The sequence below is a fragment of the Chryseobacterium hagamense genome, assembly GCF_007991455.1.
GTDB lineage: Bacteria > Bacteroidota > Bacteroidia > Flavobacteriales > Weeksellaceae > Chryseobacterium > Chryseobacterium hagamense.
The window spans coordinates 40,307-63,825 of record NZ_BJYJ01000022.1; the positions used below are offsets into that span (position 1 = coordinate 40,307).

A 23,519-nucleotide genomic window follows, 5' to 3' on the forward strand; every position below is an offset into this window, starting at 1 on the left:
ATTACTTTACTTTTTTCCAGTCCTGATTGAACCGCATATCGAAAAGCAAGTTATACAATCTCTTTAAACCATACGTTCCGGACAGGCCGTAATCTTTAATTTTTTTAATTTTTCCGTTATCGTAAGTGATGATTAAATCTGCGGTTTGACTGTCTGTCCAGTTTACGGCATAATGCTCCTTCAATTCAGTAAAATTCAGGTAATTCAGCAGGTTTTCCAGATTTTGAAAATCGGCTCTGTTGATTTCGCTTTTAAAAGTACCTTCTCCTTTTTTAAAAGCCTTGTGTGATTTTTTTTCGAAATCCGGATCGCCGTCCTTAAAAAAATTATAATTTTCCGCCATAAATTCTGATAATCCCGATGTATTGAGCTTTAAAGTAAATACCGGACAGGTACCGAAACACATGTCAGTTTTAAATTCTATTTTCTGTATCGAATGATGGGAAGGGGTAGGATTATATTCCACCAGTCCGTCAAACTGATAATCCAGAATTTTTGAAACCAGCTTATGGGCAGTTTCATACTGGTCAGAATATGGGTCTTCTTCGTTCTCTTCAGTGATAACTTTGAGATAATCCTTTCCGTCAATAGTTATAACTAAAGGAATGGCAAAATTGAAATAAGTCGGGTTTACGGAAGTAAGCGTATAATGCTTTCCCAGGTCGAGGATAAGATTAATACTCGAATCACAGGAATAAGGTTCCTTCGTATCCGAAGAGATGCCCTGGCAGCTCTGATCGTCCCCAATAAAAACTAAATCGGTTAAGCCGTTATGATCAAAATCTCCTTTATAAAAACTTTTGGTTACTCCCAGACTGTCGGCGACTTTTTTCAGTTTATCGGATATACCGGTAGTGTTTCCGGTAAAACGCTGAACCGGTTTTAAAATAAACCTGGAATAGCGGTCGGAGGTACCGAATGTATTGTTTCTTACAAAAGACTCGACCTCAGAATCTGTTCTGAGGCCGTCTATTGTTGATGGTGCCTTGCCTTGTGAAAAGCAAAGCAGGCTGATTAAAATAAGGATGAATAAAAAGATCTTCCTATCCATGCAGTTGTTTCCAGATGGCATCTTTCAGTTCCATGAGCCCTTCGCCCGTCACGCCGGAGAAAAACAACGGCTGTTTGTTTTCCGGGAATTCTGCGGCGATTTCCTTTTTCAGCTCGTCGTCCAGAAGGTCGGATTTAGAAACCGAGACAATGAAGTCTTTATCCAGCAGTTCCGGATTGTATTCCTTCAGTTCGTTTTCCAGAATCTTAAACTCCTGGAAGTGATCCTCGGAATCGGCAGGAATCAGGAACAGCAGGATCGAATTCCTTTCGATATGCCTTAAGAAACGGTGTCCAAGACCTTTACCTTCGGCAGCCCCTTCGATAATCCCCGGAATATCGGCCATTACGAAGGATTTATAGTTCCGGTAATCCACGATCCCTAAATTGGGGGTAAGGGTCGTAAAGGCATAATTGGCAATCTTCGGCTTGGCAGCAGAGACGGAAGCCAGTAATGTGGATTTTCCGGCATTCGGGAATCCTACCAGTCCTACATCGGCAAGGATTTTAAGCTCGAAAACCACATAGCCTTCCTGTCCGTCCATTCCCGGCTGTGCAAATCTCGGCGTCTGGTTGGTGGACGATTTGAAATGCTCGTTTCCTTTTCCGCCCATTCCGCCTTCCATCAGGATGATTTCCTGGCCGTCTTCCATGATTTCCCCGATGATTTCCCCGTCTTCATTTTTGGCGATGGTCCCGATCGGAACTTCAATATAAACATCAGCCCCGTAAGCTCCGGTAAGCTGGTTTTTTCCTCCGTTTTCACCGCGTTCCGCCTTTACGTGGCGCGTATACCGGAGTGGGAGTAAAGTCCATTCATTGGCATTTCCTTTCATGATGACGTGGCCGCCGCGGCCGCCGTCACCCCCGTCAGGACCTCCTTTTGGAATATATTTTTCACGGCGAAGGTGTGCAGAACCTGCTCCTCCGTGCCCGCTTTTACAATGAATCTTTACGTAATCTACAAAATTTGACATTTCTTATAATTATGAGTTATCAGTTATGAAGCATGAGCTATGAATTGTAAGAACTTATAACTCATCACTCATAACTTTTAACTATTTTATTTTTTCCACTTCTGCGAAAAGCTTTTCAGAAATCTCATGGATGTCTCCGACACCGTTGATCTCCACATATTTGCCCTGCTGCTTGTACAGCTCAGCCACTTCTGCTGTTTTCGCGTAGTATTCTTTGATCCGGTTGCGGATGATTTCCACATTGCTGTCGTCTGATCTTCCGCTGATTTCCCCTCTTTTCAGCAGTCTTTCCTCCAGAATGGAATCTTCTACTACTAAAGACAGACAGACGTCGATTTCATCATTCAGTTCTTCTTTTACGATCTTCTCCAGGGCTTCCGTCTGAACGGCTGTTCTCGGATAACCGTCAAAAATAAATCCTGCAGCATCGGTCGGCTTTCTGATCTCGTCGATCAGCATATCCGTTGTTACCTGATCCGGAACCAGTTCCCCTTTATCGATATACGACTTGGCCAGCTTTCCAAGCTCGGTATCATTTTTCATGTTGAATCTGAAAAGGTCACCGGTTGAGATCTGCTTCAAATTGAATTTCTCGATTAAGTTTTGTGCTTGCGTACCTTTTCCGCTTCCCGGAGGGCCGAACAGAACAATGTTTATCATAATGGTTGAGCGCTTCTGACAATTGGCCGTTGGCTTCTTGCTTTTAGCTTTGTTTAGTTAATAATTACTTTTCTTAGATATTTATTTAAAAGCCAATAGCCAGAAGCTAGAAGCTAATAGCCGTATTAATGGTTGATCTGTCCGTCTTCCAGCTGGTACAGGTTCGGCAGGTTTCTTCCCAGTTCATCATAATCCAGTCCGTAACCTAAAACGAATTTATTCGGGATCTCTTTTCCGATATAATCCAGCCTGAAATCTTTTTTATAGACTTCCGGTTTCAAAAGGAAAGATGCGATCTTTACGGATTTCGGACGCTGGGTCTCATTGAAATACTTGAACAGGCTTTCTACCGTGTTCCCCGTATCCACGATGTCTTCTACCAGGATGATGTGGCGGTCTTTGACATCTTTCGTGAGTTCCATTTTCTGGTAAACGATTCCTGTAGATTCGGTTCCTGCGTAAGAGCTCATCTGGATGAAAGCAATCTCGCATTCTCCGGGATAATGCTTCAGAAGGTCTGAGAAGAACATGATGACTCCGTTCAGAACCCCGATGAAAACCGGAACTTCATCCTTATAATCTTCATAAATCTTTAAAGCCGTAGCTTTTACAATCTCCTGAATTTCGGCATCCTCCAGATAAGGAACAAAAGTTTTGTCGTGAACTTTAATACTCTCCATAAAAATTTTTAGTAGGCAGCAAAGTTAAGGATTTTTGATGAAAGGTGAATGGTTAATAGTGAATGGTGAATGGTGAATTGTCAATTTATAGCGCAGGAAGTATTGGAAAAACGTAAGGCCGCAAAAGATTCTGGAATGCGTTCTGCGGAAAAAGTGCAGGGATTTTATCTCTGATAAAATTGTTGACCGCTCGTTTTAAAGCATAAAATTTCAGAAATTAGTATGAGCAACATTAAAAATTTGACAGCATCAAATTCTTTGCGCCTTAAGACATTATTATTTTACAGAAAAGATTGCGCCTTTGCGAATTCCAACAAGAGTCAATTCATACTGAAAATCAGATGTTTTGAAATCAATAAAAATTCCTAACTTTGTTGTTCGCAAAACCAAAAAATACCAGCATGTAGAATTTAATTTCTTTCCGATGTAATCGACAATAACCGGATGGGTTGTTGCAGTTTTAACTTTTTAAAGAAAGAAATCATGATTTTTCTACACCATATATCCTTTGGGTTTCCTGCGGGAGACCTGCTTTTTAATTCTATTGATTTAACGATCCCTATAAATTCAAAGTCAGCCCTTGTCGGGAGCAACGGCACGGGGAAATCCACTTTGCTGAAAATAATGGCAAAAGAAATTGAACCCCAGGAAGGAAACGTAACCGTTCAGGGCGATTTGGTGTATGTTCCGCAGATGTTCGGGAACTTTGATGACCTTAGTATCGCTCAATGCCTTCAGATCGATCAAAAGCTTGATGCACTGCAGAAAATTACTGCCGGTGAAGTGGACGAAGTCTATTTTGAAATATTGAATGACGACTGGGACATCGAAGAACGCACCTGGCAGACTTTGCAGTACTGGAAACTTGATGGCCTGGAGCTTAACCAAAAACTGGGCAGCCTGAGCGGCGGACAGAAGACCAAAGTCCTCCTCGCGGGGATGATGATCCATGAACCGGAGGTTATCCTGCTCGACGAACCGACCAATCACCTGGATCTTGAAGGCCGGAACCTACTGTATGACTTTATCCGAAAAACAAAATCAACCGTGGTGATGGTCAGCCACGACCGTACTTTGCTGAACCTGGGAGATACGACTTATGAACTGAGCAACCTGGGAATTTCAACCTACGGCGGGAATTATGATTTTTATGCCGGACAAAAGGAGATTGAAAATGAGGCGTTGCAGAATGACATCCATTCCAAAGAACGCGCTCTGAAAAAAGCCAGGGAAAAGGAACGCGAAACGCTGGAACGCAAGCAAAAGCTCGACGCAAGAGGAAAGGGCAAGCAGGAAAAATCCGGAGTAGCCCGGATTATGATGAACACCATGCGGAACAAGGCGGAGAACAATTCTTCCAGACTCAAAGCAGTCCATGCCGAAAAGATTGAGGGAATTTCAGGCGATCTGCGTAATCTGCGGTCATCCGTAAGAAATGCGGATCAGATGAAAGTGAACTTTAATAATTCCGGCCTGCATTCGGGAAAAATCCTGATTTCGTCGGAGGAAGTTAATTTTACCTATGGTGGAGAAAATCTGTGGAAAGAAAATCTCAGCCTGGAAATCTGCAGCGGTGACCGGATCGCCATTAAAGGCCGAAACGGTTCCGGGAAAACCACATTGATCAAGATATTGCTGGGAAATCTGCAGCCTGCTACCGGGAAAATATTGAGAGCGGATTTTCAATGGATCTACATCGACCAGGAATATTCATTAATTGATAAAAAAGCTACAGTTTATGAGTTTGCCCAACGGTTTAATGATCATGCCCTGCCGGAACCGGAAGTGAAAACCCTGCTGGTGAGATTTCTTTTCGGAAAGGAAACCTGGGACAAGAAATGTGAAGTGCTGAGCGGCGGGGAACGCCTGCGTCTCCTGCTGTGCGGACTTTCCATTAGCCAGAAATCTCCCGACCTGATCATCCTCGACGAGCCGACGAATAATTTAGATCTCCAAAATGTGGCAATCCTGACGGATTCGATTAAAGAGTATCATGGAACCTTGCTGGTGATTTCGCACGATGCGGTGTTTCTGGAGGAGATTGGGGTAAGGAGCGAGGTTTTGTTGGAATAATAGATTAATTATATAAACGTCATAGGTTTAGAAACCTATGACGTTTTCTTTTATTCATCCAATTTTGAAGAAATATCCATTTGCTGATGAAGAATTCTTATAATTTCAATTTCTTCATTTTTAAGGTTAACTTTATAAAAAATGAAATGCGATTTTACTCTTGAACGAAAATATCCTTTTCTAATTTCGCTATAATCTTTACCTGATTTCGGATTTTCAGATAAGTATTCAATTTCATTCATAATCAAATCAAAATAATAATCAGCCCGTTCAGTTGACCAGATCTCAAAAGTGTACAACCAAATTTTTTCTAAATCGATTGACGCTTCTGTGCTTATTCTATATTTCATGAGTCAGCAGAATGTTTTTGATGAAGATTTTTCAAAAATTCTTTACGGTCAAAATTTTCAACAAATCCGGATTTTTCTCCTTTTTTCAATTCATTGATTAATTCTGACTTTTTAGATTCTTCAAATTCAAACATTCGTAAAGCGGCTCTCACAACTTCACTTGCGGAAGAAAATTTACCTGATTTAATCTGTTGATTAATAAAGTTATCAAAATAATCCCCTAATAATATAGATGTGTTTTTTGCCATTATTTTAATTTTAAATCAAAGATACCAATTATTGGTATTATAACAAATTCCGAATTACAGATAATTTTATTTAAAAGTGAAAACCTAAAAAATAAATTCCCCCTCAAATTTGCCCACCCAATTTTTTAAAAGTAATTTTGCATGAATCTAAAATAAAAGTAAAATATGTCAACTTACGTAGTTGTAGGTCTTCAGTACGGAGATGAAGGGAAAGGAAAAATCACGGATGTTTTATCGGCAAAATCGGATTATGTGGTGCGCTTCCAGGGGGGCGACAACGCAGGTCACACGGTGTATGTGGGTGAAGAAAAATTCGTTTTGCACCTTCTTCCGTCAGGAGTTCTTCAGTGCAAAGGGAAGTGCATCATCGCCAACGGCGTGGTGGTAAACCCTAAATCTTTCATTAAGGAGGTGAACCAGATCGAAAGCAAAGGCTTGAGAACGGATCATATTTTCATCAGCAGAAGAGCGCATGTCATCATGCCGTATCACATCCTGTTGGATACCTACCGTGAGGAAGAGCACGGCGGAACGCAGATCGGGACGACCAAAAAAGGGATCGGACCTTGCTACGAAGACAAGATCGCCAGAGTGGGCATCAGAATGATCGACCTTCTGAACCCGGAGATCTTAAGAGACAAAATCGAGAAAAACTTAAAAATCAAAAATTCTCTTTTCGAGAAATATTTCGGAAAACCGACTTTGGACGTTGAGGAAATCTACAACGAATACCTGGAAATCGGAAAACAGCTTCAGGATCGGATCGTGGATACCGAACTGGAACTGAACGAAGCCATCAGAGACGGTAAAAACGTGTTGTTTGAAGGTGCACAGGCTTTGATGCTGGACATCGACTTCGGAACCTATCCATACGTAACCTCCTCTTCACCGTCTACCGGCGGGGTTTGTACCGGGGCCGGAGTGCCGCCGACTTCCCTTCAGAACCTGATCGGGGTGGCGAAAGCGTATTGTACCAGGGTAGGAAACGGACCGTTCCCGTCTGAGTTGGACAACGAGTTAGGAGAAAGCATCAGACAGATCGGCGGTGAATTCGGAGCGACGACCGGAAGACCGAGAAGAACCGGCTGGTTAGACCTTGTTTCTCTGAAGCATGCCTGTATGATCAACGGGATCAATAATTTAGTGATTACGAAACTGGACGTTCTTACCGGTATCGAAAACCTGAAGGTAGTTACCCATTACAAAACGGAAGACGGAAAAATCATCGATTATTTCACTTCTTCTACCGAGAAATTATACCTTTATGAGCCGATCTATCAGGATCTGCCGGGCTGGAAAGAAGATATCACGAAAGCAAGAAGCTACGACGAACTTCCGGACACTGCTCAGAAATACATCGAGTTCATTGAGAAATATTTAGGAATCAACGTATACCTGGTGTCTGTAGGCCCTGAAAGAAGCCAGAACATCATCAGAAAAGAATTGTTCTAACCGAAGAATTTTAAAATAAAGAAGAGAGACGGTCATTGCGACGGTCTCTTTTTCTATTTCATGGGTTCAGTTTAAGCTTTAAAACTCATAATCACCTTTTTAAGCTTTTTTCCATAACAGCCAATTACTAATTACCATTTACCATTTACTATTAACCATTAACCATTTACTATTAACCATTAACTATCGTTTGATTTTATCCACAACAGTCAGTCGCTATTAGGCAGAAGCCAGCAGCGAATTGCCAGTTGCCATCTGGAGTCGGGAACCTGCTTTCCGCTGTATCTTTTTCGCCTTGCTGTTGCCCATCCGGAAAAAGGATGCCGCTGCAATCAGGACTAGGGCAGAAGTGATCGTCATCAACTGATCCCAAAGTATAAACATCCGTATCTCTTACGATCAATCTGTTCAGTTGTCGATACTCGTTTTTAAGTAAAGCTTACCCAGCATCCGGCTTTCCTCTTCCAGCACTTTCCCATCTTCCTATTTATCGCATAGTTAAAATTAATGCTTCTTCATACGATTTTAAATAAAACTGCGTTTTTGATAATATAGTGGCAGATGTTTTGCTGCTGAGTTATTATTTACCGTAAAATGGTAACGAACTAATAATCTATAATTAATGCTTAAATTTTAAAACAATGAAAAACATGCATCAGAATCAGGAATTTCGTTTTAATGAAGTTCTTTTCGAACACCGCAACAAAGAATACGGTGCCTACGCCTTAAGAAATGAATCCGACCGGATCTTAACCAAAGCGCTTTTTATCGGGGTAAGCCTGCTGGCAACGGTTTCCATAACACCCGTTGTTATAAATGCATTTAGAAATACGGAAACGGCCAAGGGACCAATTGAAACACCACCTCCGATGATTAACGTCGATCATCCTGATGATCCGCCTGTGGTAGTTTTACCTCCTAGATCCACATCCGCTCCAAATGTAAAAACATATGATGACAGACTTCCGGAACCTACAAAAAATGTGACGAATGAAAAAAACGTGACCCCCGATGAAAAATTAAATGCGGTTGCAAGTACACATACATCAGCGGGAGAAGAAGTTACTACTCCGACCTTTGTCCCAACAACTCCTAACATCGGAACCGGACCTGTAATCAGTACCGCTCCGCCGGCAGTCGTGCCTAAAGAAGATCCTAATGTAGTCGTTGGATCAGGAGAACTGAGCCAGGAAGCCGGATTCATCGGAGGAATCGATGCTTTCCGGAATAAAGTCATCAATAACTTCGACAGCTCGGGTCTTGCTGCTGATGAGGTCATGAAAACAACGGTTACCTTTATCGTTGAAAGAGACGGAAGCATTTCTGCGATTAAAGCTACCGGTTCCAATGCCGATTTTAATGCCGAGGCCATCAGGACCATCAAAGCCATTAAAGGAAAATGGACGCCCGGAAAAAATAAAAGAGGCGAATCCGTAAGGAGCTATTTCAAGTTTCCGATTTCGATGAAGCTTGATAATTAAGATAAAAACAGATCTTATACACTTATCCACAAAGAATTTTTTTTGTGGATAATTTTTTTTTGCAGCTAAATGGCTTATTAACAATATTTTAACTCAAATTTCGTTTTATCCGTTCATTAAGAGCACGGAAAAATGTGTATTTTTGAGCCCTAAAGTTCTAACAATGGCAAAAATCATAGGTATCGCTAATCAGAAAGGAGGAGTCGGGAAAACCACAACCGCTGTAAATCTAGCTGCAGCACTTGGGGTATTGGAAAAAAAGATATTAATTATCGATGCTGATCCCCAGGCCAATGCAACTTCCGGTCTCGGCGTGGAAGATGTAAGGTATTCCACATATAATCTTCTGGAACACAGTGTTGAAACGGCAAAATGCATCAAGCAGACGGCAACGCCCAACCTGGACATCGTTCCGTCCCATATCGACCTGGTAGCTGCTGAAATCGAACTGGTAGACAAAGAGGAACGGGAATATATGCTGAAGAAAGCACTCCAGAGTGTAAGGGCAGATTACGATTATATTATCATTGACTGTGCACCTAGTTTGGGTCTGATCACCGTTAATGCACTTACGGCAGCAGATTCCGTGATCATTCCGATCCAGTGTGAATACTTTGCTCTGGAAGGACTCGGGAAGTTGTTGAATACCATCAAGAACGTTCAGAAAATCCATAATAAAGACCTGGATATTGAAGGGTTGCTGCTTACGATGTACGACAGCCGTCTAAGATTATCCAATCAGGTGGTTGAGGAAGTCAATTCCCACTTCCCGGAAATGGTATTTGAAACCATCATCAGCAGAAACGTAAGGCTGAGTGAGGCACCGAGCTTCGGGGAAAGCATCCTAAACTATGATGCCGAAAGCAAAGGAGCCATCCAGTACATTCAGCTGGCGGAAGAAGTCTTATTGAAAAACGAAAAATTAATAAAGAATTAAAAGCAGCTAGCTAAGCTAAACGCTAAAAAATATGAAGGATAAAAAAAGAGCGATGGGACGTGGTTTGGGCGCAATTCTCAGTGCCGAATCCAAAGCAGCAATCAATTCTGCTACCGATGAAGGAGCAGATAAGTTTGTGGGGAATATTGTGGAAATTGCATTGGACGATATTTATCCCAACTCGACCCAGCCAAGAACTTATTTTGACGAAAAAGCATTAAATGAACTCGCACAGTCCATTAAAAACTTAGGGGTTATCCAACCGGTTACCTTACGGAAAGACGGTGAAAAGTTTGAAATCATATCGGGGGAAAGACGTTACCGGGCCAGTAAACTGGCAGGTTTGGAGTCCATCCCGGCTTACATCCGTCTGGTAAACGACCAGGAGCTTCTGGAGATGGCCCTTGTGGAAAACATCCAGCGTGAAGACCTTGATGCGATTGAGATTGCATTAACGTATCAGCGGTTGATGGAAGAGATCGGCCTAACCCAGGAAAACCTGAGCCACCGCGTAGGAAAAGACAGAAGTACGATTACCAATTCCATCAGGCTGTTGAGGCTGAATCCGGATATCCAGAATGCCATCCGCAGCGGTGAGATTTCCGCAGGGCACGGTAGGGCAATCATCAGTCTGGAAAGCGAAGAGCATCAGCAGCTTCTTTTCGAGCTGATTATCAAAGAAAAGCTGAATGTACGCCAGGCGGAACAGGCAGCTACCGCCATTAAAAACCCGAAATCTCCGGCCGCTAAAAGAGCAAAGGCAGAGCTTTCCAACAACTATAAAAGAGCGCAGAAGACCATTTCCGATATTCTGGATGTAAAGGTCGAAATCAAAGCCGCTCCAAACGGAAAAAAAGGGAAAATTGTTCTGGACTTTAAAAATGAAGACGAACTGGAATATATTTTATCCCACATTAAATAAATGAAAAAAATACTGTTCACATTTTTTCTGTGCGTTTTTGCTTTTGCCTTTTCACAGGTAAACCCTAACGATACGATCCGGGTGGATTACCGTCCGAAAGACAGCATCGGGGTGGAAAGAAACAATACGCAGACCGAAGCGAAAGTGGTTTCGGATCTGGAAAAGGCCAATGGCCCCACACAGAAAACACTGAAGCTCAATCCTACGAAAGCAGGTTTATATTCTGCCGTTCTTCCCGGGTTGGGGCAGGTGTACAACAAAAAATACTGGAAAGTTCCCATTGTGCTGGGAGCCGTAGGAACGGGAGTCGGAATTGCCATCTGGAATGACAATCAGTATAAAAAGTACCGTGAATATTACATCGCCAAGCTTAACGGAACCCCGAATGAATTTGTGGATACCCACCCGTTTCTGGATAAAACGGCTTTGGGGAATGCGCAGGACCGGGCCAAGCGGCAGCGTGATTATGCCATCGCCATCAGTGGACTTATTTATATCCTCAATATCGTGGATGCGGTGGTAGATGCACACTTATATGAATCCCGCCGCGATCCGGACCTCACCCTCAATCCCACAATGGTTCAGGACCAGTACGGAATTGCCCCTCCGAAAACTGGCATAAGTTTAAGTTACAGATTTTAAATAATAATAATATAAAACTGCTTTAATTACGACTTTACTGAGTGAAACGCCTTCGCGAGCGAAAGATGTGGAGAACGATTTTTAAATAAAAACTTTGCGATCTTCGCGTTAGAAATATAAGCGGAAAAACAAATAAAAATATGAGAATAGCATTGGTTGGATACGGCAAAATGGGTAAAATCATCGATGAAATCGCCACTAAAAGAGGCCATGAGATTGTTGCCCGCCTGAAAGAAACCCCAACTGCTGAAAACCTGAACAGTCCGGACGTCGTAATTGAATTTTCCCTGCCCGAAGTGGCTTATGAGAACATCAGGGCTTGTCTGGAAAATAAAATCCCGGTGATTTGCGGAACCACCGGCTGGCTGGAGGAGAAACCCGGAATTGAAAAACTGACAGAAGAAAACGGAACGGCTTTTCTTTATGGGTCCAATTTCAGCTTAGGGGTCAACCTGTTTTTTGCTTTGAACGAAAGACTGGCCGACCTGATGAAGAATGTGGATGGATATTCCTGCCAGCTGGAAGAAATCCACCATATCCATAAAAAAGATGCCCCAAGCGGAACGGCGATTTCGATCGCTGAAGGGATCTTTAAACAGAATCCAAAATTTGATTCCTGGAAACTGGAAGAGACGCAGGATAATCAATTGGGTATTTTTGCCATCCGCGAAGATGAAGTTCCCGGCACGCACAGCGTTTTCTACAGAAGCGAAGTGGATGAAATCGAAATCAAGCATACCGCCTTCAGCAGAAACGGTTTTGCATTGGGAGCGGTAGTGGCTGCAGAGTGGATCAAAGATAAAAAAGGAAATTTCACGATGAAAGATGTTTTGGGACTTTAATCTGTAACAAAATCCCTAAATTGCAGACCAATAAAAATGAATGATGATCCTTTGAATCAGAGATTATTTATCGCTCGTCATTCACCAATTATAGTATAGATTAGGCACAAAAATTTATGAATTATTTTTTAACGTATACCGTATATGTTCTCATTTTATCGGTACTGATGGGAATTTCCACCTGGAAGCTGTTTAAGAAAATGGGGTACAATCCACTATTTGCTTTTATCCCGTTTTACAATTATTTTCTTATCCTGAAAGAAACGGAACATCCGAAATGGTGGGCCGCTCTGGCCTATCTACCGATTGTAGGACCTATCATGATGTCCGTATTCCATCTGTATCTGATGAGTAAATTCGGGAAAACCTCTTTCAAGGACAAACTGCTTACGGTAATCCTTCCGTTCATTTACATGGCAACGGTAAATTACGGTAAAGATACCGAACTGGAAGACGAAACTGAAAATGAACTGTTCCTTACCGACGAAGAAAAGAGCGGAAAGAAGAAAGATTCGTTTATCGGATCAGTAACTTTTGCTGTGGTTTTCGCTACCATCATCCACGTTTTTGTAACCCAGCCTTTCGGAATCCCGACAGGATCAATGGAAAGGACGCTGCTGGTTGGTGATTTCCTTTTCGTAAACAAATGGAGCTACGGATACAGGCTTCCGATGCGTCCCCTGGCCATCCCTTTCTTACAGGGAACCATTATGGATACCGGAGAAAAAGGGAACCCGAAAGATGATCCGAAATCCTATGTAGATGCTGTAAAGCTGCCTTACGAAAGAATCTTACAGTTCAATAAGCCTCAGAAAAATGACGTTGTCGTATTCAACTATCCTCAGGATTCCGTACATACGGCGATTGACAGGAAAGATCCTTACGTTAAAAGATGTGTGGCCGTAGCAGGGGACACCTTCGAGATGAGAGCCGGAAGGCTTTTTGTGAACGGAAAGCCGGAAACGGTTCTGGGTGATCAGGAAGTTCAGCATGCTTACACCGTTAATACAGGTACCCAGCTTGATATTCCGGGCATGTACAACACCTATGGATTCCTGCCGGTAAGAGAAATGCAGAATGATAAGGGCGGATTTACCTATATGTTCCAGGGACTTACCGATAAGACGGCTAAAGACATCAAAACATTGCCACAGGTTATCAGTATGGAAGAAAACATCTATCCGAAAGATTCCGCAACGATTTCCTATAAGCTGAATGCCGATAAAACGGCCTATACAAAAAGTATCGATACCACCCAGTCTATTTTCCCGATCAATAAACCATGGAACCAGGATTGGTACGGACCTTTGAAAATTCCTAAAAAGGGTGATGTCGTGACCATTAACCAGGAATCGCTTCCGATGTACCAGTGGGTGATTTCGAAGTACGAACACAACCGGCTTGAAAATAAAAACGGTAAAATCTTCATCAACGGAAAAGAAACCAACCAGTATACGATTCAGCAGGATTACTACATGATGATCGGGGATAACCGTGATGCTTCATTGGATGCCAGATTCTTCGGTTTTGTGCCTGAAGAGAATATTGTCGGAAAGCCTATTTTTACGTGGATGAGTGTTCAGGGCGTATTTGCAGATGCAAGTTCGTCTTACCAGGCCCCGAAGAAAGTGCGTTGGGAAAGAATGTTCAAAGCCACCAATACCGGCGAAGCCAACAAGACTTCCTACTGGTGGGTTGCAGCAATGATCCTGATCCTGTTTTTCGGATGGGAATATTTCGTTAAATTATTCAGAAAGAACAAGACGGATAATAATTAATAAGTTAAAATAAATATAAATAGAATGAAGTATTTGAAAAAATACTTCATTTTTGCATTATGAATATGAAGAATGTATTACTACCGGTATTTTATCTACCGCCGATTTCCTGGTTTTCCGTATTCCTGGACCCTGAAAACGAAATCCTTTTCGAACAGTTTGAAAGCTTTCCCAAGCAGACCTACAGGAACAGGGCCAATATCTATGGGGCCAACGGTAAACTTTCGCTGATTATTCCCATTGCTCACAATGGAAGCCGGGCTTTTAAAGACATTGAAATTGCTCACCGTGAAGATTGGAGAAACCTGCATTGGAAATCCATCAAAACCGCTTATCAGAGTTCGCCGTATTTCGAGTTTTATGAAGATAAACTGAGAAAAATATACGATCTTAAAGAAAAATATGTGCTGGACTTTAATCTTAAAGCACTTGAGGTCATCCAGCAGATTCTGAAGACGCAAAAGGCATACTCTTTGAATACCGAGTATATCAAAATTCCGGAAGAAATCAGTTTCAGGGAGAAATTCTCAGCCAAGCATCCGTCGGAATCCGGTATGGATAGCTATTACCAGACCTTCTCCGACAAACTTGGATTTTTAGAAGATCTCTCAATTCTGGACCTTATCTGTAACAAAGGACCGGAATCGATGACTTATATTAAAAATATTAAACAATCATACTAGCATGAAAAAGGTATTATTAGCTGCTGTTTTTTTAGCGGGATTCGGTTTTTCAAATGCACAGGAAGCAAAATCCGGTGTGGATCCGAAAGAAGATAAAGATCTGATGACATGGTATCATAAAGATTTTGCTGCCACAAAAGTATATGGGGTAAATACCCAGAATGCCTACAAATTCTTAGAATCCAAAGGGCTTAAACCTAAAACTGTAGTTGTCGGAGTACTGGACAGCGGGGTTCAGGTAGACCATCCGGGATTGGTAAACAACGTGTGGACCAACCCGAATGAAGTTCCGGGAAATGGTAAGGATGACGATGGAAACGGATACATTGATGATGTTCACGGATGGAATTTCATCGGCGGTAAAAACGGGGATATCGATATCGATAATATGGAAGTGACCCGCGTTGTTGCCAAATACAAACCGGTTTTTGAAGGTGAAGATTCTACAAAGAATAAAGCCAACCAGACCAAGATGCCGGAAGAATTCGCGATGTATATGAAAGCGAAAGAACTCTTCTCTAAAAAAAGTGTTGAAGCCAGACAAAATTTTCAGACTTATACCATGATCAACGATGCGATCCCTACCATGGTAAGATTGTTAAACGGTAAAACCCTAACACCTGAAAATGTAGCTGCCATTAAACCGGCAGAACAGAAAGAGGCTATCGTCGTACAAGTTCTGGCCCAGGTTTCACAAAGTCCGGAATTCAAAGGAAAAACCCCGGCAGAATTTGAAAAGGCCATTTCAGGCCAGATGAAAGAAGCGCTTGATTATTTCGGGCCTCAGGCAAAACAGTACGACCTTACCTATGATCCGAGAAAAGAGATCGTTGGAGATAATTATGATGACTATTCCCAGCGAAATTATGGGAACAACCATTACGAAGGTCCGGATGCCGAGCACGGAACCCACGTAGCGGGAATCATCGCCGGTCTTCCGAACGGAAAAGAAGTTCAGTACGGTGTGGCATCAAGAGTAGCGAAAATCATGTCGGTAAGAACCGTTCCGAACGGTGATGAAAGGGATAAGGACGTTGCCAACGCCATCCGCTACGCTGTAGACAACGGTGCCAGGGTACTGAATATGAGTTTCGGTAAGCCGGTTTCTCCGGGTAAAAATGTGGTGTGGGATGCTTTTAAATATGCCCAGGATAAAGGGGTTCTTTTGGTAAAAGCCGCAGGAAATGAAAATGAAGACGTTGCCGAGCATCTGGCTTATCCTACCAACTTTAAAAATGTTACCGACGAAAAACCTTTTGTAAACAATGTTCTGGTTGTAGGGGCAAGTACCAATAATAATGATGCATTAAGAGCCAGCTTCTCCAATTACAATAAGAAGATGGTCAATGTTTTTGCTCCGGGTGAGGAGATTTATTCTACCGTACCTCATAACGAATACAAATACCTTCAGGGAACATCAATGGCATCTCCGGTAGTAGCGGGAGCAGCAGCTGTTCTTCTGGCTTATATGCCGGGATTAACGCCGGCACAGGTTATTGAATCTTTAGTAAAATCCAGCAATCCAAGCACGGCGAATCAGTTTGCAGATTATTCGCAGGCGGGAGGGGTAATTGATCTTAAAAAGGCTGCAGAATATGCCTATACTCATTTTTATAACGGTAAATCCACCTCTGCAGTTAAGGCTGTAAAATCCACAAAGAAGAAGGCTAAAAAATAGTTTATCTTCCTGTTTTTAAAGCAGAAACATATAAAGTCCGGAATTTCCGGACTTTTTTATTGCTATTATTTAATATTTGGCACGGTTTTTTGTGACTTTTATTCTGACAAAATAATAAACAACAAAATGAAAAAGTTACTATTTGCAGGGATCTTTGGAACAGCGCTTCTTGCGACTTCATGTTCCGGAGTTAAAAATGCCCAGACGGCACAGACCCAGAGATCAGAATTTCTTAAAATGAAAGGTGACTGGCAGATTGTCAGCATCGACTATGATAAAAACTTCAAAATAAAACCTTTTGATGATGGACTGGATGCACAGTGTTTCGTAGGAAGCCACTGGAGACTGATCCCTAACAACTGGACCGGCGCCTACACAATTAATGGCGGCGGAACCTGTGGTACAGGATTTACCCAGCCGATTAAACTGAATGTGGTAAGCGGTAATACTTTTGAATTTAAAAAGATTGCCGATGGAACAAAAGCCAAACAAAACACGGCAGGATATTCCTTAACACTTATCAATCAGTCAACCGATCAATTTTCACTGGAACAGAACATTCCTTTCAACGGAGAAAACGTAAGAGTCGTATACAACTTCGAAAGAGCGGGAATGAAATAATTAATTTAAAATAATAAAATATGAAACTTACAAAAACATATATTGGAGGACTTTTTCTGTCATCAGCGTTGTTGCTTACCAGCTGTGAAGCCGTAAAAAATTCTAACCACCAGCAGAGAGGTACTGCTGTAGGCGTTGCGTCGGGAGCCGTAATCGGGGGAATCCTCGGAAATAATGTAGGAAGAGGAGGAAACGGAGCAATCGGAGCAGTACTGGGAGGAATTATCGGTGGGGTTGCCGGTAATGTGATCGGTAATAAAATGGATAAGCAGGCAAGGGAAATTAAAGAAACGTTACCTGGTGCTGAAGTGGAAAGGGTAGGAGACGGAATTAAGATTACATTGAATGAAAGTATTGTAAACTTTGATTTCGATTCGTCTGCACTGACAAGTACTGCAAAAACAAATCTTGATAAACTCGCTCAGGTATTGACCAATAATCCGGACACCAATATCAACATCTATGGACATACGGATAGTAAAGGGACGGACTCATACAATATGAGCCTATCTGAAAGAAGAGCCAACGCAGTGAAGGCTTATTTGTCCGGTAAAGGAATTGCCTCCGGCAGATTGTTTGCTAAAGGTGAAGGAGAAGCCATGCCGGTAGCATCAAATGATACGGATGCAGGAAGAGCCAAAAACAGAAGGGTTGAGTTTGCTATTACCGCTAATGAAAAGATGATTCAGGACGCTCAGCAGGGACAATAATTAACATATAAATAAATTTTTAAATAACCGCTTTTGCGGTTATTTTTGTATTTTTATCCGACTAAGTTAGAAAATCATTATTTTTGCATTTGAAACAACATAAATGAAGAAATATGTAAAGCTGCTCCGTATGGAGCAATGGGTGAAAAACCTTTTTGTTTTTGTTCCCCTTTTTTTCTCAGGCAATATCAAAAACCCTGATTTGCTTACCAAAAGCATTTTTGCTTTTATCATCTTTTCGTTAGCGGCCAGTGTGGTTTATATTCTTAACGATTACAATGACATTGAAGCGGATAAAAAACATCCGGAAAAAAGAAGGCGGCCTCTGGCTAGCGGAGCTATTTCAAAAACCCAGGCTGTAGCTATTTTTGTCGGTCTGATCATTGTCGATATGGTCCTCGTATTTGTTGCCCAGTCTTATTTTCAGGAAAGCCTTTGGAAATTTGCCATCATTGTCGGGTTTTATTTTGTGATGAACCTGGCTTATACTTTTAAACTGAAACATGTTCCCATTATCGATATTTCTATCATTGCCGTAGGATTTGTCCTGCGGGTATTGTCCGGGGGATACATCACCGGGATCAGTATTTCGCAATGGGCTATTTTATTGACCTTCGTCTTGGCATTGGTACTGGCGATCGGTAAAAGGAGGGGTGAGCTTATCAATGCCCAGGTTTCCGGGAAGACCAGAAAAGCTCTGGATGGCTATAACGTACAGTTTGCTGATATTGCCCTTTCCATTTCTGTTACGCTGGCTATTGTATGCTACCTGATGTTCACTTTATCACCCGAAGTTCAGGCAAGGTTCCATTCCCGTGTTTTTTATACCGTGATCTTCGTGGTCTTTGCTTTTTTACGGTATTTACAGCAGACCCTGGTGTACAACAGAACAGAATCTCCTACTAAGATTGTGTACCGGGACCGGTACATCCAGATTACCTTATTGCTGTGGGTTGCTGCCTTTTTAATCCAAATCTATTTTAAAAAATGAAGCCGAATTTTACACAGAAAGTGACCAACTGGGGCAATTATCCTGTAGTGGAAAAAGAGATGCGGTCTGAAGACAGCTTCAAAAAAATAAAGGAATTCATACTGAATAACAATGAAGTCATTGCCAGAGGGAACGGCAGATGCTATGGAGATTCTTCACTGGGCGAACATATATTTTCAACAAAAAAATTAAATAAATTTATCAGCTTCGACCGCCTGAACGGAACTATCGAGTGTGAATCCGGAGTTTTGCTTTCCGACGTATTGGAAATTTCAGTTCCCCAGGGGTATTTTCTTTATGTGACACCGGGCACGAAATTTGTTTCCGTAGGCGGTGCCATCGCTTCGGATGTTCATGGGAAAAACCACCATGCCGAGGGCTGTTTCTCAGAATATGTCATTGAATTTAAACTGATGATCGAAAACGGAGACATCATCACCTGTTCAAGGGATGAAAATGCCGATAAGTTCTGGGCAACGATTGGTGGAATGGGACTGACGGGAATCATCCTGACCGCAAAATTTAAATTAAAAAATATAGAATCGGCCTACATCCGCCAGGAAAGTATTAAAGCCGAAAACCTTGATGAAATATTTGCCCTTTTCGAAGAAAGCGAAAGCTGGACCTATACCGTTGCGTGGATCGATTGCCTGCAGAAAGGCAAAAATCTGGGGAGAAGTATCCTGATGAGAGGCGAGCATGCTTTCCAGCACGAACTGCCCCAGAATCTTAAAAACAAACCGCTGCGTCTGAAAAAGAAGTTTGAACCTACGGTGCCGTTCTATTTCCCGGGATTTGTCCTGAATGCGCTGACGGTGAAGATTTTTAATTTTCTATATTATAAAAAGCAGTCTAAAAAGGAAGTAAAAAGCTTTATTGATTATGAAACTTTTTTCTACCCGCTGGATTTTGTTCACGACTGGAATAAAATTTACGGAAAATCGGGCTTTGTCCAGTATCAGATGATGATTCCCAAAGAATCCGGGAAAGAAGGGATGAAAAAGATCCTGGAAACCATCGCCAACAGCGGAAACGGGTCTTTTCTGGCGGTCCTGAAGCTTTACGGGGAAGAAAATCCGCAGGCATATAATTCCTTTCCTTTTGAAGGTTATTCCCTTGCGCTTGATTTCAAAGTGAATTCCAGACTGAAGAAGCTGATCAACCAGCTGGATGATATCGTGGAGCAGTATAACGGCAAGATTTATCTTACCAAAGACAGCATGAGCAGGTCATCCCTTACCAATTACCTCAAAAATGTTCAAAGCTCAAAATTCGTGTCTTTGCAGCATAAAAGAATTTTAAATAATATTTAGCACGAATGATCGTTTTAGGAAGCACATCGGAAGTCGCGCAGGCTTTTGTGGAAAAAGCACTACAGGAAGGGGAGAAATTTGAAAGGATTTATCTTTTTACCTCAAACAGGGAAACAACCGAGAGATTTGCCCGGCATATCGATGTGAAATTCCTTCAGCAGTCGGAAATTATCGAGTTGGATCTGATGAAGGAGATCGATTATAACCGTTTTGAACAGATCAACTCAGGATTGCTGTTCTGCGCAACGGGCTATCTCGGAGAAGGCACCGAAGAAAGTCTGTATGATAATAAAAATACGGAAAGGATCATTGACATCAATTATGCAAAGCTGATTCCCGTCCTCAATTATTTTGCCCATAAATTTGAAAGCAGAAGATCGGGAACCATCATCGGGTTATCTTCCGTAGCAGGAGACCGGGGACGCCAGAGCAATTTTATCTACGGAAGTGCAAAAGCAGCATTTACCGCCTATTTAAGCGGACTGAGGAACTATCTTTTCGACAAGAAAGTCCATGTGCTGACTGTGAAGCCGGGGTTTATGGCTACTAAAATGACCGAAGGGCTGCCTCTGAATCCAAAGTTGACGGCAACTCCGAAGCAGGCGGCGGAATGTATCTTTAAAGCCTATAAAAGACAAAGGAACGTTGCCTATGTATTGCCTGTCTGGGGCATTATTATGCTGATCATCAGGAATATTCCTGAATTTATCTTTAAAAAATTAAAGCTTTAAGAACATTTTTGCTTTTGATAAAAGGCTTTGAATAATAAGGGTGGGTGGTATTGATCCGGATAAAATGATTATTCACCTAAATAATTAAAAATACAAAATATACCTGTAGCCTTTCCGTTTACCATTAAGATAAAAAATTAAAAATTACGATAAACCACCAATGAAAAAACTGTATTGTTTTGATTTTGACGGAACCCTTACTTATAATGATACCATGTTTATGTATCTGAAATTTTATGATCCTGTCAGGTTCAGGCTGCAGTTTCTGAAGCATGTACCGCTTTTCGTGCTGCTAAAACTGAGGCTTGCCGAAACCGAAAAGGTGAAGAAGAGTTTTATCGGCTCTATTCTGAAAGGGCAGACCCGCGAAAAAATCGAAAAAAAATCCAGACAGTTTTTTGAAGCGCATTATCCTAAGATTGTAAGGGAAAATGCGCTGGATTTCATTAAAAACATAGACCACGAAAATACGCAGAGCCTGTTGGTAACGGCATCGCTTGATATCTGGGCCAGACCTTTTGCCGATGCTTTCCAAATGAAGCTGCTGGCCACACAGGCTGAGTTCAAAAACGGTGTTTTTACAGGCAATTTCGTCGGTAGGAATTGCAACGGTAAGGAGAAATTAGCCCGTATACAGACGGAAATCAAAGACAAGAAATATGATAAGATCATTGCCTTTGGTGATACTTCAGGAGATAAGCCGATGTTAAAGTGGGCAAATGAAGGACATTATCAATTTTTTCACTAATTTTGAACAGTAAAAATGGAAAACCGGAAGAGGTAAGAATCAGCAGGTTCAAATTCTATTTTTTATTGTACAGAAACTAATATTTTCAAAGTAAAAATGAATAAAATATACCTTGATAACGCTGCTACGACGCCGCTTTCGGAAGAAGTTATCGATGCCATGGTAGGTACCATGAAAATGAATTTCGGAAATCCATCCTCTACCCATAGTTTTGGGCAGGAAGCAAAAATCCTGATCGAAAACGTGAGAAGGCAGGTGGCAGATTATCTTCATGTAACGCCGGCTGAAATTATTTTCACCTCCTGCGGAACGGAATCCAATAACATGATCATCAAGTCTGCCGTTGAGCATTTGGGGGTAGAAAGGATTATCAGTTCGCCTATGGAACACAAATGTGTTTCGGAAAGCATCCTGGATATGAAGGCCAGAAAAGGAGTGGAGGTAAATTATATCCGTCCGAATGAAAAAGGGGATATTGATCTTCAGAAACTTGAAGAATTATTAAAAGCATCCGATAAAAAAACGTTGGTAAGCCTGATGCATGCCAATAATGAAATCGGAAACCTGATCGATATTAAAAAAGTAGCGGAATTGTGTAAAACATACCATGCGCTTTTCCATTCGGATACCGTACAGACCATGGCGCATATGAACCTGGATTTCTCCGATATTCAGGTGGATTTTGCATCCTGCAGTGCGCATAAGTTCCACGGACCGAAAGGCATCGGCTTTGCTTTTATCAGAAAATCAAGCGGTCTGAAAGGGATTATTACCGGAGGCCCTCAGGAAAGGAGCATGAGAGCAGGTACGGAAAATGTTGCCGGAATTGTAGGATTGGGGAAGGCCTTGGAAATTTCTCTTATTCATCTGGAAGAATATGCCGCTCATATGCAGGGAATTAAAGCGTATGCAAAGGAAAGGCTTATGGAAGAGATTCCGGGGATCAGATTCAACGGAAGAAGTGCTGAGCAGGAAGGAAGCCTTTATACGGTTTTAAGTGCTTTATTACCCTATAAAAACCCATTGATCGGACTTCAGCTGGATATGAAAGGAATTGCAATCTCTCAGGGAAGCGCCTGTTCATCCGGTGCATCTAAGCCTTCCATGGTAATGATGATGATTTTATCAGAGGAAGAAATGGATCATTGCACGCCGCTTCGTATCTCTTTCAGCCACCTGACAACAAAAGGAGAGATCGATGCTCTGGCAATAGCCTTAAAGGAAATTTCAAAGGATTTTGTTATAGAAAATACAAATGTTGAGCATAGATAGGCTTATGACTCAAAAAGCGTAATTTTGATTATCAGATTCAACAAAATCAATTAAGAATAATATTAATTTAAATAAAAAAATAAAATGGCTTTAGAAATTACAGACAGCTCATTTCAGGAAACGGTTTTAAAATCAGATAAGCCGGTATTGGTAGACTTTTGGGCAGTATGGTGCGGACCGTGCAGAACGTTAGGTCCAATTATCGAAGAGGTAGCCACAGACTTTGAAGGAAAAGCAGTAGTTGGTAAAGTGGATGTAGACAACAATCAGGAAATTTCTATGCAGTATGGTATCAGAAATATCCCTACGGTTCTTATTTTTAAGAACGGTGAAGTGGTTGATAAATTGGTAGGAGTAACTCCAAAAGAAGTGATTGCTGAAAAATTAAGCGCGCACTTATAAAAATAATAATTTTGATAATGAAGGTCTTCCGTTTTCGGGAGGCTTTTTTTTTGAAATAAGTTTGCGGGTAACAAAAAAAGTTGTACTTTTGCCATCACAAAAAAGAAACGAAGTTCTTTAAAAACAAGATTAATCTGATCCGGTAGTTCAGCTATCTAAAATGGCATACCTGTCATCTCGTCCTAAGACGAGACGGGTTCAGAGCTCCGGAGTACAGAAGTTTTCTTCAGTATCTTTTAAAAAAAAATGATCCGGTAGTTCAGCTATCTAAAATGGCG

At 41.7% G+C, this 23,519-nt stretch carries 25 protein-coding genes; 18 read left to right on the forward strand and 7 right to left on the reverse strand.

The features are described 5' to 3' along the window. Position 1: 1 nt before the first annotated feature. The 4 genes from CHA01nite_RS15880 to CHA01nite_RS15895 form a co-directional block, all read right to left on the reverse strand. On the reverse strand, positions 2-1,051 hold the full coding sequence (locus CHA01nite_RS15880; RefSeq protein ID WP_146943133.1) for a DUF6438 domain-containing protein: 1,050 nt from the start codon (positions 1,049-1,051) through the stop codon (positions 2-4). Further along, the gene (obgE, locus tag CHA01nite_RS15885) at positions 1,044-2,027 is read right to left on the reverse strand and encodes a GTPase ObgE (RefSeq protein WP_146943135.1); all 984 of its coding nucleotides are present in this window, start codon (positions 2,025-2,027) and stop codon (positions 1,044-1,046) included. The genes CHA01nite_RS15880 and obgE overlap by 8 nt, the downstream gene beginning before the upstream one ends. An 81-nt stretch (positions 2,028-2,108) precedes the next feature. Then, the gene (locus tag CHA01nite_RS15890) at positions 2,109-2,687 is read right to left on the reverse strand and encodes an adenylate kinase (protein ID WP_146943137.1); all 579 of its coding nucleotides are present in this window, start codon (positions 2,685-2,687) and stop codon (positions 2,109-2,111) included. Positions 2,688-2,812: 125 nt separating this feature from the next. Next, positions 2,813-3,367: a phosphoribosyltransferase gene (locus CHA01nite_RS15895; RefSeq protein ID WP_146943139.1), complete on the reverse strand. Its 555-nt coding sequence runs from the start codon at positions 3,365-3,367 to the stop codon at positions 2,813-2,815. A gap of 483 nt (positions 3,368-3,850) precedes the next feature. Here CHA01nite_RS15895 and CHA01nite_RS15900 point away from each other — a divergent pair, with 483 nt between their 5' ends. After that, positions 3,851-5,440, forward strand: a complete 1,590-nt coding sequence (locus tag CHA01nite_RS15900) for an ABC-F family ATP-binding cassette domain-containing protein (RefSeq protein ID WP_146943141.1) — start codon at positions 3,851-3,853, stop codon at positions 5,438-5,440. A gap of 50 nt (positions 5,441-5,490) precedes the next feature. On the opposite strand, the gene CHA01nite_RS15905 is transcribed toward CHA01nite_RS15900, so the two are convergent. Both CHA01nite_RS15905 and CHA01nite_RS15910 read right to left on the reverse strand, forming a co-directional pair. After that, on the reverse strand, positions 5,491-5,790 hold the full coding sequence (locus CHA01nite_RS15905) for a type II toxin-antitoxin system RelE/ParE family toxin (protein ID WP_146943143.1): 300 nt from the start codon (positions 5,788-5,790) through the stop codon (positions 5,491-5,493). Continuing rightward, a complete protein-coding gene (locus CHA01nite_RS15910) occupies positions 5,787-6,038 on the reverse strand; it encodes a type II toxin-antitoxin system ParD family antitoxin (RefSeq protein ID WP_146943145.1) in 252 nt (83 codons plus the stop codon). Before CHA01nite_RS15910 ends, CHA01nite_RS15905 begins: the two co-directional genes overlap by 4 nt. 165 nt (positions 6,039-6,203) lie before the next feature. Here CHA01nite_RS15910 and CHA01nite_RS15915 point away from each other — a divergent pair, with 165 nt between their 5' ends. Continuing rightward, positions 6,204-7,490: an adenylosuccinate synthase gene (locus CHA01nite_RS15915; RefSeq protein ID WP_146943147.1), complete on the forward strand. Its 1,287-nt coding sequence runs from the start codon at positions 6,204-6,206 to the stop codon at positions 7,488-7,490. A gap of 219 nt (positions 7,491-7,709) precedes the next feature. Here the strand turns inward: CHA01nite_RS15915 and CHA01nite_RS20540 are convergent, their stop codons facing one another. Continuing rightward, a complete protein-coding gene (locus tag CHA01nite_RS20540) occupies positions 7,710-7,874 on the reverse strand; it encodes a hypothetical protein (RefSeq protein ID WP_170234749.1) in 165 nt (54 codons plus the stop codon). A gap of 257 nt (positions 7,875-8,131) precedes the next feature. Here CHA01nite_RS20540 and CHA01nite_RS15920 point away from each other — a divergent pair, with 257 nt between their 5' ends. The 16 genes from CHA01nite_RS15920 (at position 8,132) to trxA (ending at position 23,241) form a co-directional block, all read left to right on the forward strand. After that, positions 8,132-8,971, forward strand: coding sequence for an energy transducer TonB (locus tag CHA01nite_RS15920; RefSeq protein ID WP_146943149.1), 840 nt, complete (start codon positions 8,132-8,134; stop codon positions 8,969-8,971). Positions 8,972-9,134: 163 nt separating this feature from the next. Beyond that, a complete protein-coding gene (locus CHA01nite_RS15925; protein WP_146943151.1) occupies positions 9,135-9,908 on the forward strand; it encodes a ParA family protein in 774 nt (257 codons plus the stop codon). A gap of 31 nt (positions 9,909-9,939) precedes the next feature. Then, positions 9,940-10,830, forward strand: coding sequence for a ParB/RepB/Spo0J family partition protein (locus tag CHA01nite_RS15930; RefSeq protein WP_146943153.1), 891 nt, complete (start codon positions 9,940-9,942; stop codon positions 10,828-10,830). Next, entirely contained in the window at positions 10,831-11,472 is a 642-nt protein-coding gene (locus CHA01nite_RS15935; protein ID WP_146943156.1) for a DUF5683 domain-containing protein, read from the forward strand. It begins immediately after the preceding gene. A 140-nt stretch (positions 11,473-11,612) separates the two neighbouring features. Further along, positions 11,613-12,314 (forward strand): 4-hydroxy-tetrahydrodipicolinate reductase, encoded by a 702-nt coding sequence (gene dapB, locus CHA01nite_RS15940; RefSeq protein WP_146943158.1) that lies wholly within the window; start codon positions 11,613-11,615, stop codon positions 12,312-12,314. Positions 12,315-12,430: 116 nt separating this feature from the next. Continuing rightward, the gene (gene lepB / locus CHA01nite_RS15945) at positions 12,431-14,092 is read left to right on the forward strand and encodes a signal peptidase I (RefSeq protein ID WP_146943160.1); all 1,662 of its coding nucleotides are present in this window, start codon (positions 12,431-12,433) and stop codon (positions 14,090-14,092) included. 59 nt (positions 14,093-14,151) lie between these two features. After that, positions 14,152-14,775, forward strand: a complete 624-nt coding sequence (locus CHA01nite_RS15950; RefSeq protein WP_373869030.1) for a WbqC family protein — start codon at positions 14,152-14,154, stop codon at positions 14,773-14,775. Position 14,776: 1 nt separating this feature from the next. Further along, the gene (locus CHA01nite_RS15955; RefSeq protein WP_146943164.1) at positions 14,777-16,453 is read left to right on the forward strand and encodes a S8 family serine peptidase; all 1,677 of its coding nucleotides are present in this window, start codon (positions 14,777-14,779) and stop codon (positions 16,451-16,453) included. A 126-nt stretch (positions 16,454-16,579) separates the two neighbouring features. After that, positions 16,580-17,074 (forward strand): lipocalin family protein, encoded by a 495-nt coding sequence (locus CHA01nite_RS15960; RefSeq protein ID WP_146943166.1) that lies wholly within the window; start codon positions 16,580-16,582, stop codon positions 17,072-17,074. A gap of 20 nt (positions 17,075-17,094) precedes the next feature. Next, positions 17,095-17,784, forward strand: a complete 690-nt coding sequence (locus CHA01nite_RS15965; protein WP_146943168.1) for a YiaD family glycine zipper/OmpA-like lipoprotein — start codon at positions 17,095-17,097, stop codon at positions 17,782-17,784. A 103-nt stretch (positions 17,785-17,887) separates the two neighbouring features. After that, positions 17,888-18,775, forward strand: a complete 888-nt coding sequence (locus CHA01nite_RS15970; protein WP_146943170.1) for a decaprenyl-phosphate phosphoribosyltransferase — start codon at positions 17,888-17,890, stop codon at positions 18,773-18,775. Next, complete coding sequence (locus CHA01nite_RS15975) at positions 18,772-20,088, forward strand: FAD-binding oxidoreductase (RefSeq protein WP_146943172.1); 1,317 nt, start codon at positions 18,772-18,774, stop codon at positions 20,086-20,088. Before CHA01nite_RS15970 ends, CHA01nite_RS15975 begins: the two co-directional genes overlap by 4 nt. Before the next feature lie 5 nt (positions 20,089-20,093). Beyond that, positions 20,094-20,819: an SDR family NAD(P)-dependent oxidoreductase gene (locus tag CHA01nite_RS15980; RefSeq protein WP_146943174.1), complete on the forward strand. Its 726-nt coding sequence runs from the start codon at positions 20,094-20,096 to the stop codon at positions 20,817-20,819. A gap of 160 nt (positions 20,820-20,979) precedes the next feature. Next, positions 20,980-21,567 (forward strand): HAD family hydrolase, encoded by a 588-nt coding sequence (locus CHA01nite_RS15985; protein WP_146943176.1) that lies wholly within the window; start codon positions 20,980-20,982, stop codon positions 21,565-21,567. Between the two features lie 96 nt (positions 21,568-21,663). Further along, the gene (locus CHA01nite_RS15990) at positions 21,664-22,839 is read left to right on the forward strand and encodes a cysteine desulfurase family protein (protein WP_146943178.1); all 1,176 of its coding nucleotides are present in this window, start codon (positions 21,664-21,666) and stop codon (positions 22,837-22,839) included. Between the two features lie 84 nt (positions 22,840-22,923). Next, positions 22,924-23,241 carry a thioredoxin gene (gene trxA, locus CHA01nite_RS15995; RefSeq protein ID WP_034682284.1) on the forward strand — a complete coding sequence of 106 codons (318 nt, stop codon included), beginning with the start codon at positions 22,924-22,926 and terminating at the stop codon, positions 23,239-23,241. The last annotated feature ends 278 nt before the right edge of the window (positions 23,242-23,519 follow it).

Coding starts and splice junctions, on each gene's coding strand:
- CHA01nite_RS15925 (WP_146943151.1), top strand. CDS start 9,135: ATGGCAAAAATCATAGGTATCGCTAATCAGAAAGGAGGAGTCGGGAAA.
- CHA01nite_RS15985 (WP_146943176.1), top strand. CDS start 20,980: ATGAAAAAACTGTATTGTTTTGATTTTGACGGAACCCTTACTTATAAT.
- CHA01nite_RS15895 (WP_146943139.1), bottom strand. CDS start 3,367: ATGGAGAGTATTAAAGTTCACGACAAAACTTTTGTTCCTTATCTGGAG.
- CHA01nite_RS15880 (WP_146943133.1), bottom strand. CDS start 1,051: ATGGATAGGAAGATCTTTTTATTCATCCTTATTTTAATCAGCCTGCTT.
- obgE (WP_146943135.1), bottom strand. CDS start 2,027: ATGTCAAATTTTGTAGATTACGTAAAGATTCATTGTAAAAGCGGGCAC.
- lepB (WP_146943160.1), top strand. CDS start 12,431: ATGAATTATTTTTTAACGTATACCGTATATGTTCTCATTTTATCGGTA.
- CHA01nite_RS15890 (WP_146943137.1), bottom strand. CDS start 2,687: ATGATAAACATTGTTCTGTTCGGCCCTCCGGGAAGCGGAAAAGGTACG.
- CHA01nite_RS15965 (WP_146943168.1), top strand. CDS start 17,095: ATGAAACTTACAAAAACATATATTGGAGGACTTTTTCTGTCATCAGCG.
- CHA01nite_RS15960 (WP_146943166.1), top strand. CDS start 16,580: ATGAAAAAGTTACTATTTGCAGGGATCTTTGGAACAGCGCTTCTTGCG.
- CHA01nite_RS15930 (WP_146943153.1), top strand. CDS start 9,940: ATGAAGGATAAAAAAAGAGCGATGGGACGTGGTTTGGGCGCAATTCTC.
- trxA (WP_034682284.1), top strand. CDS start 22,924: ATGGCTTTAGAAATTACAGACAGCTCATTTCAGGAAACGGTTTTAAAA.
- CHA01nite_RS15900 (WP_146943141.1), top strand. CDS start 3,851: ATGATTTTTCTACACCATATATCCTTTGGGTTTCCTGCGGGAGACCTG.
- CHA01nite_RS15915 (WP_146943147.1), top strand. CDS start 6,204: ATGTCAACTTACGTAGTTGTAGGTCTTCAGTACGGAGATGAAGGGAAA.
- CHA01nite_RS15990 (WP_146943178.1), top strand. CDS start 21,664: ATGAATAAAATATACCTTGATAACGCTGCTACGACGCCGCTTTCGGAA.
- CHA01nite_RS15970 (WP_146943170.1), top strand. CDS start 17,888: ATGAAGAAATATGTAAAGCTGCTCCGTATGGAGCAATGGGTGAAAAAC.
- CHA01nite_RS20540 (WP_170234749.1), bottom strand. CDS start 7,874: ATGTTTATACTTTGGGATCAGTTGATGACGATCACTTCTGCCCTAGTC.
- CHA01nite_RS15920 (WP_146943149.1), top strand. CDS start 8,132: ATGAAAAACATGCATCAGAATCAGGAATTTCGTTTTAATGAAGTTCTT.
- CHA01nite_RS15935 (WP_146943156.1), top strand. CDS start 10,831: ATGAAAAAAATACTGTTCACATTTTTTCTGTGCGTTTTTGCTTTTGCC.
- CHA01nite_RS15955 (WP_146943164.1), top strand. CDS start 14,777: ATGAAAAAGGTATTATTAGCTGCTGTTTTTTTAGCGGGATTCGGTTTT.
- CHA01nite_RS15980 (WP_146943174.1), top strand. CDS start 20,094: ATGATCGTTTTAGGAAGCACATCGGAAGTCGCGCAGGCTTTTGTGGAA.
- CHA01nite_RS15910 (WP_146943145.1), bottom strand. CDS start 6,038: ATGGCAAAAAACACATCTATATTATTAGGGGATTATTTTGATAACTTT.
- CHA01nite_RS15950 (WP_373869030.1), top strand. CDS start 14,152: ATGAATATGAAGAATGTATTACTACCGGTATTTTATCTACCGCCGATT.
- CHA01nite_RS15975 (WP_146943172.1), top strand. CDS start 18,772: ATGAAGCCGAATTTTACACAGAAAGTGACCAACTGGGGCAATTATCCT.
- CHA01nite_RS15905 (WP_146943143.1), bottom strand. CDS start 5,790: ATGAAATATAGAATAAGCACAGAAGCGTCAATCGATTTAGAAAAAATT.
- dapB (WP_146943158.1), top strand. CDS start 11,613: ATGAGAATAGCATTGGTTGGATACGGCAAAATGGGTAAAATCATCGAT.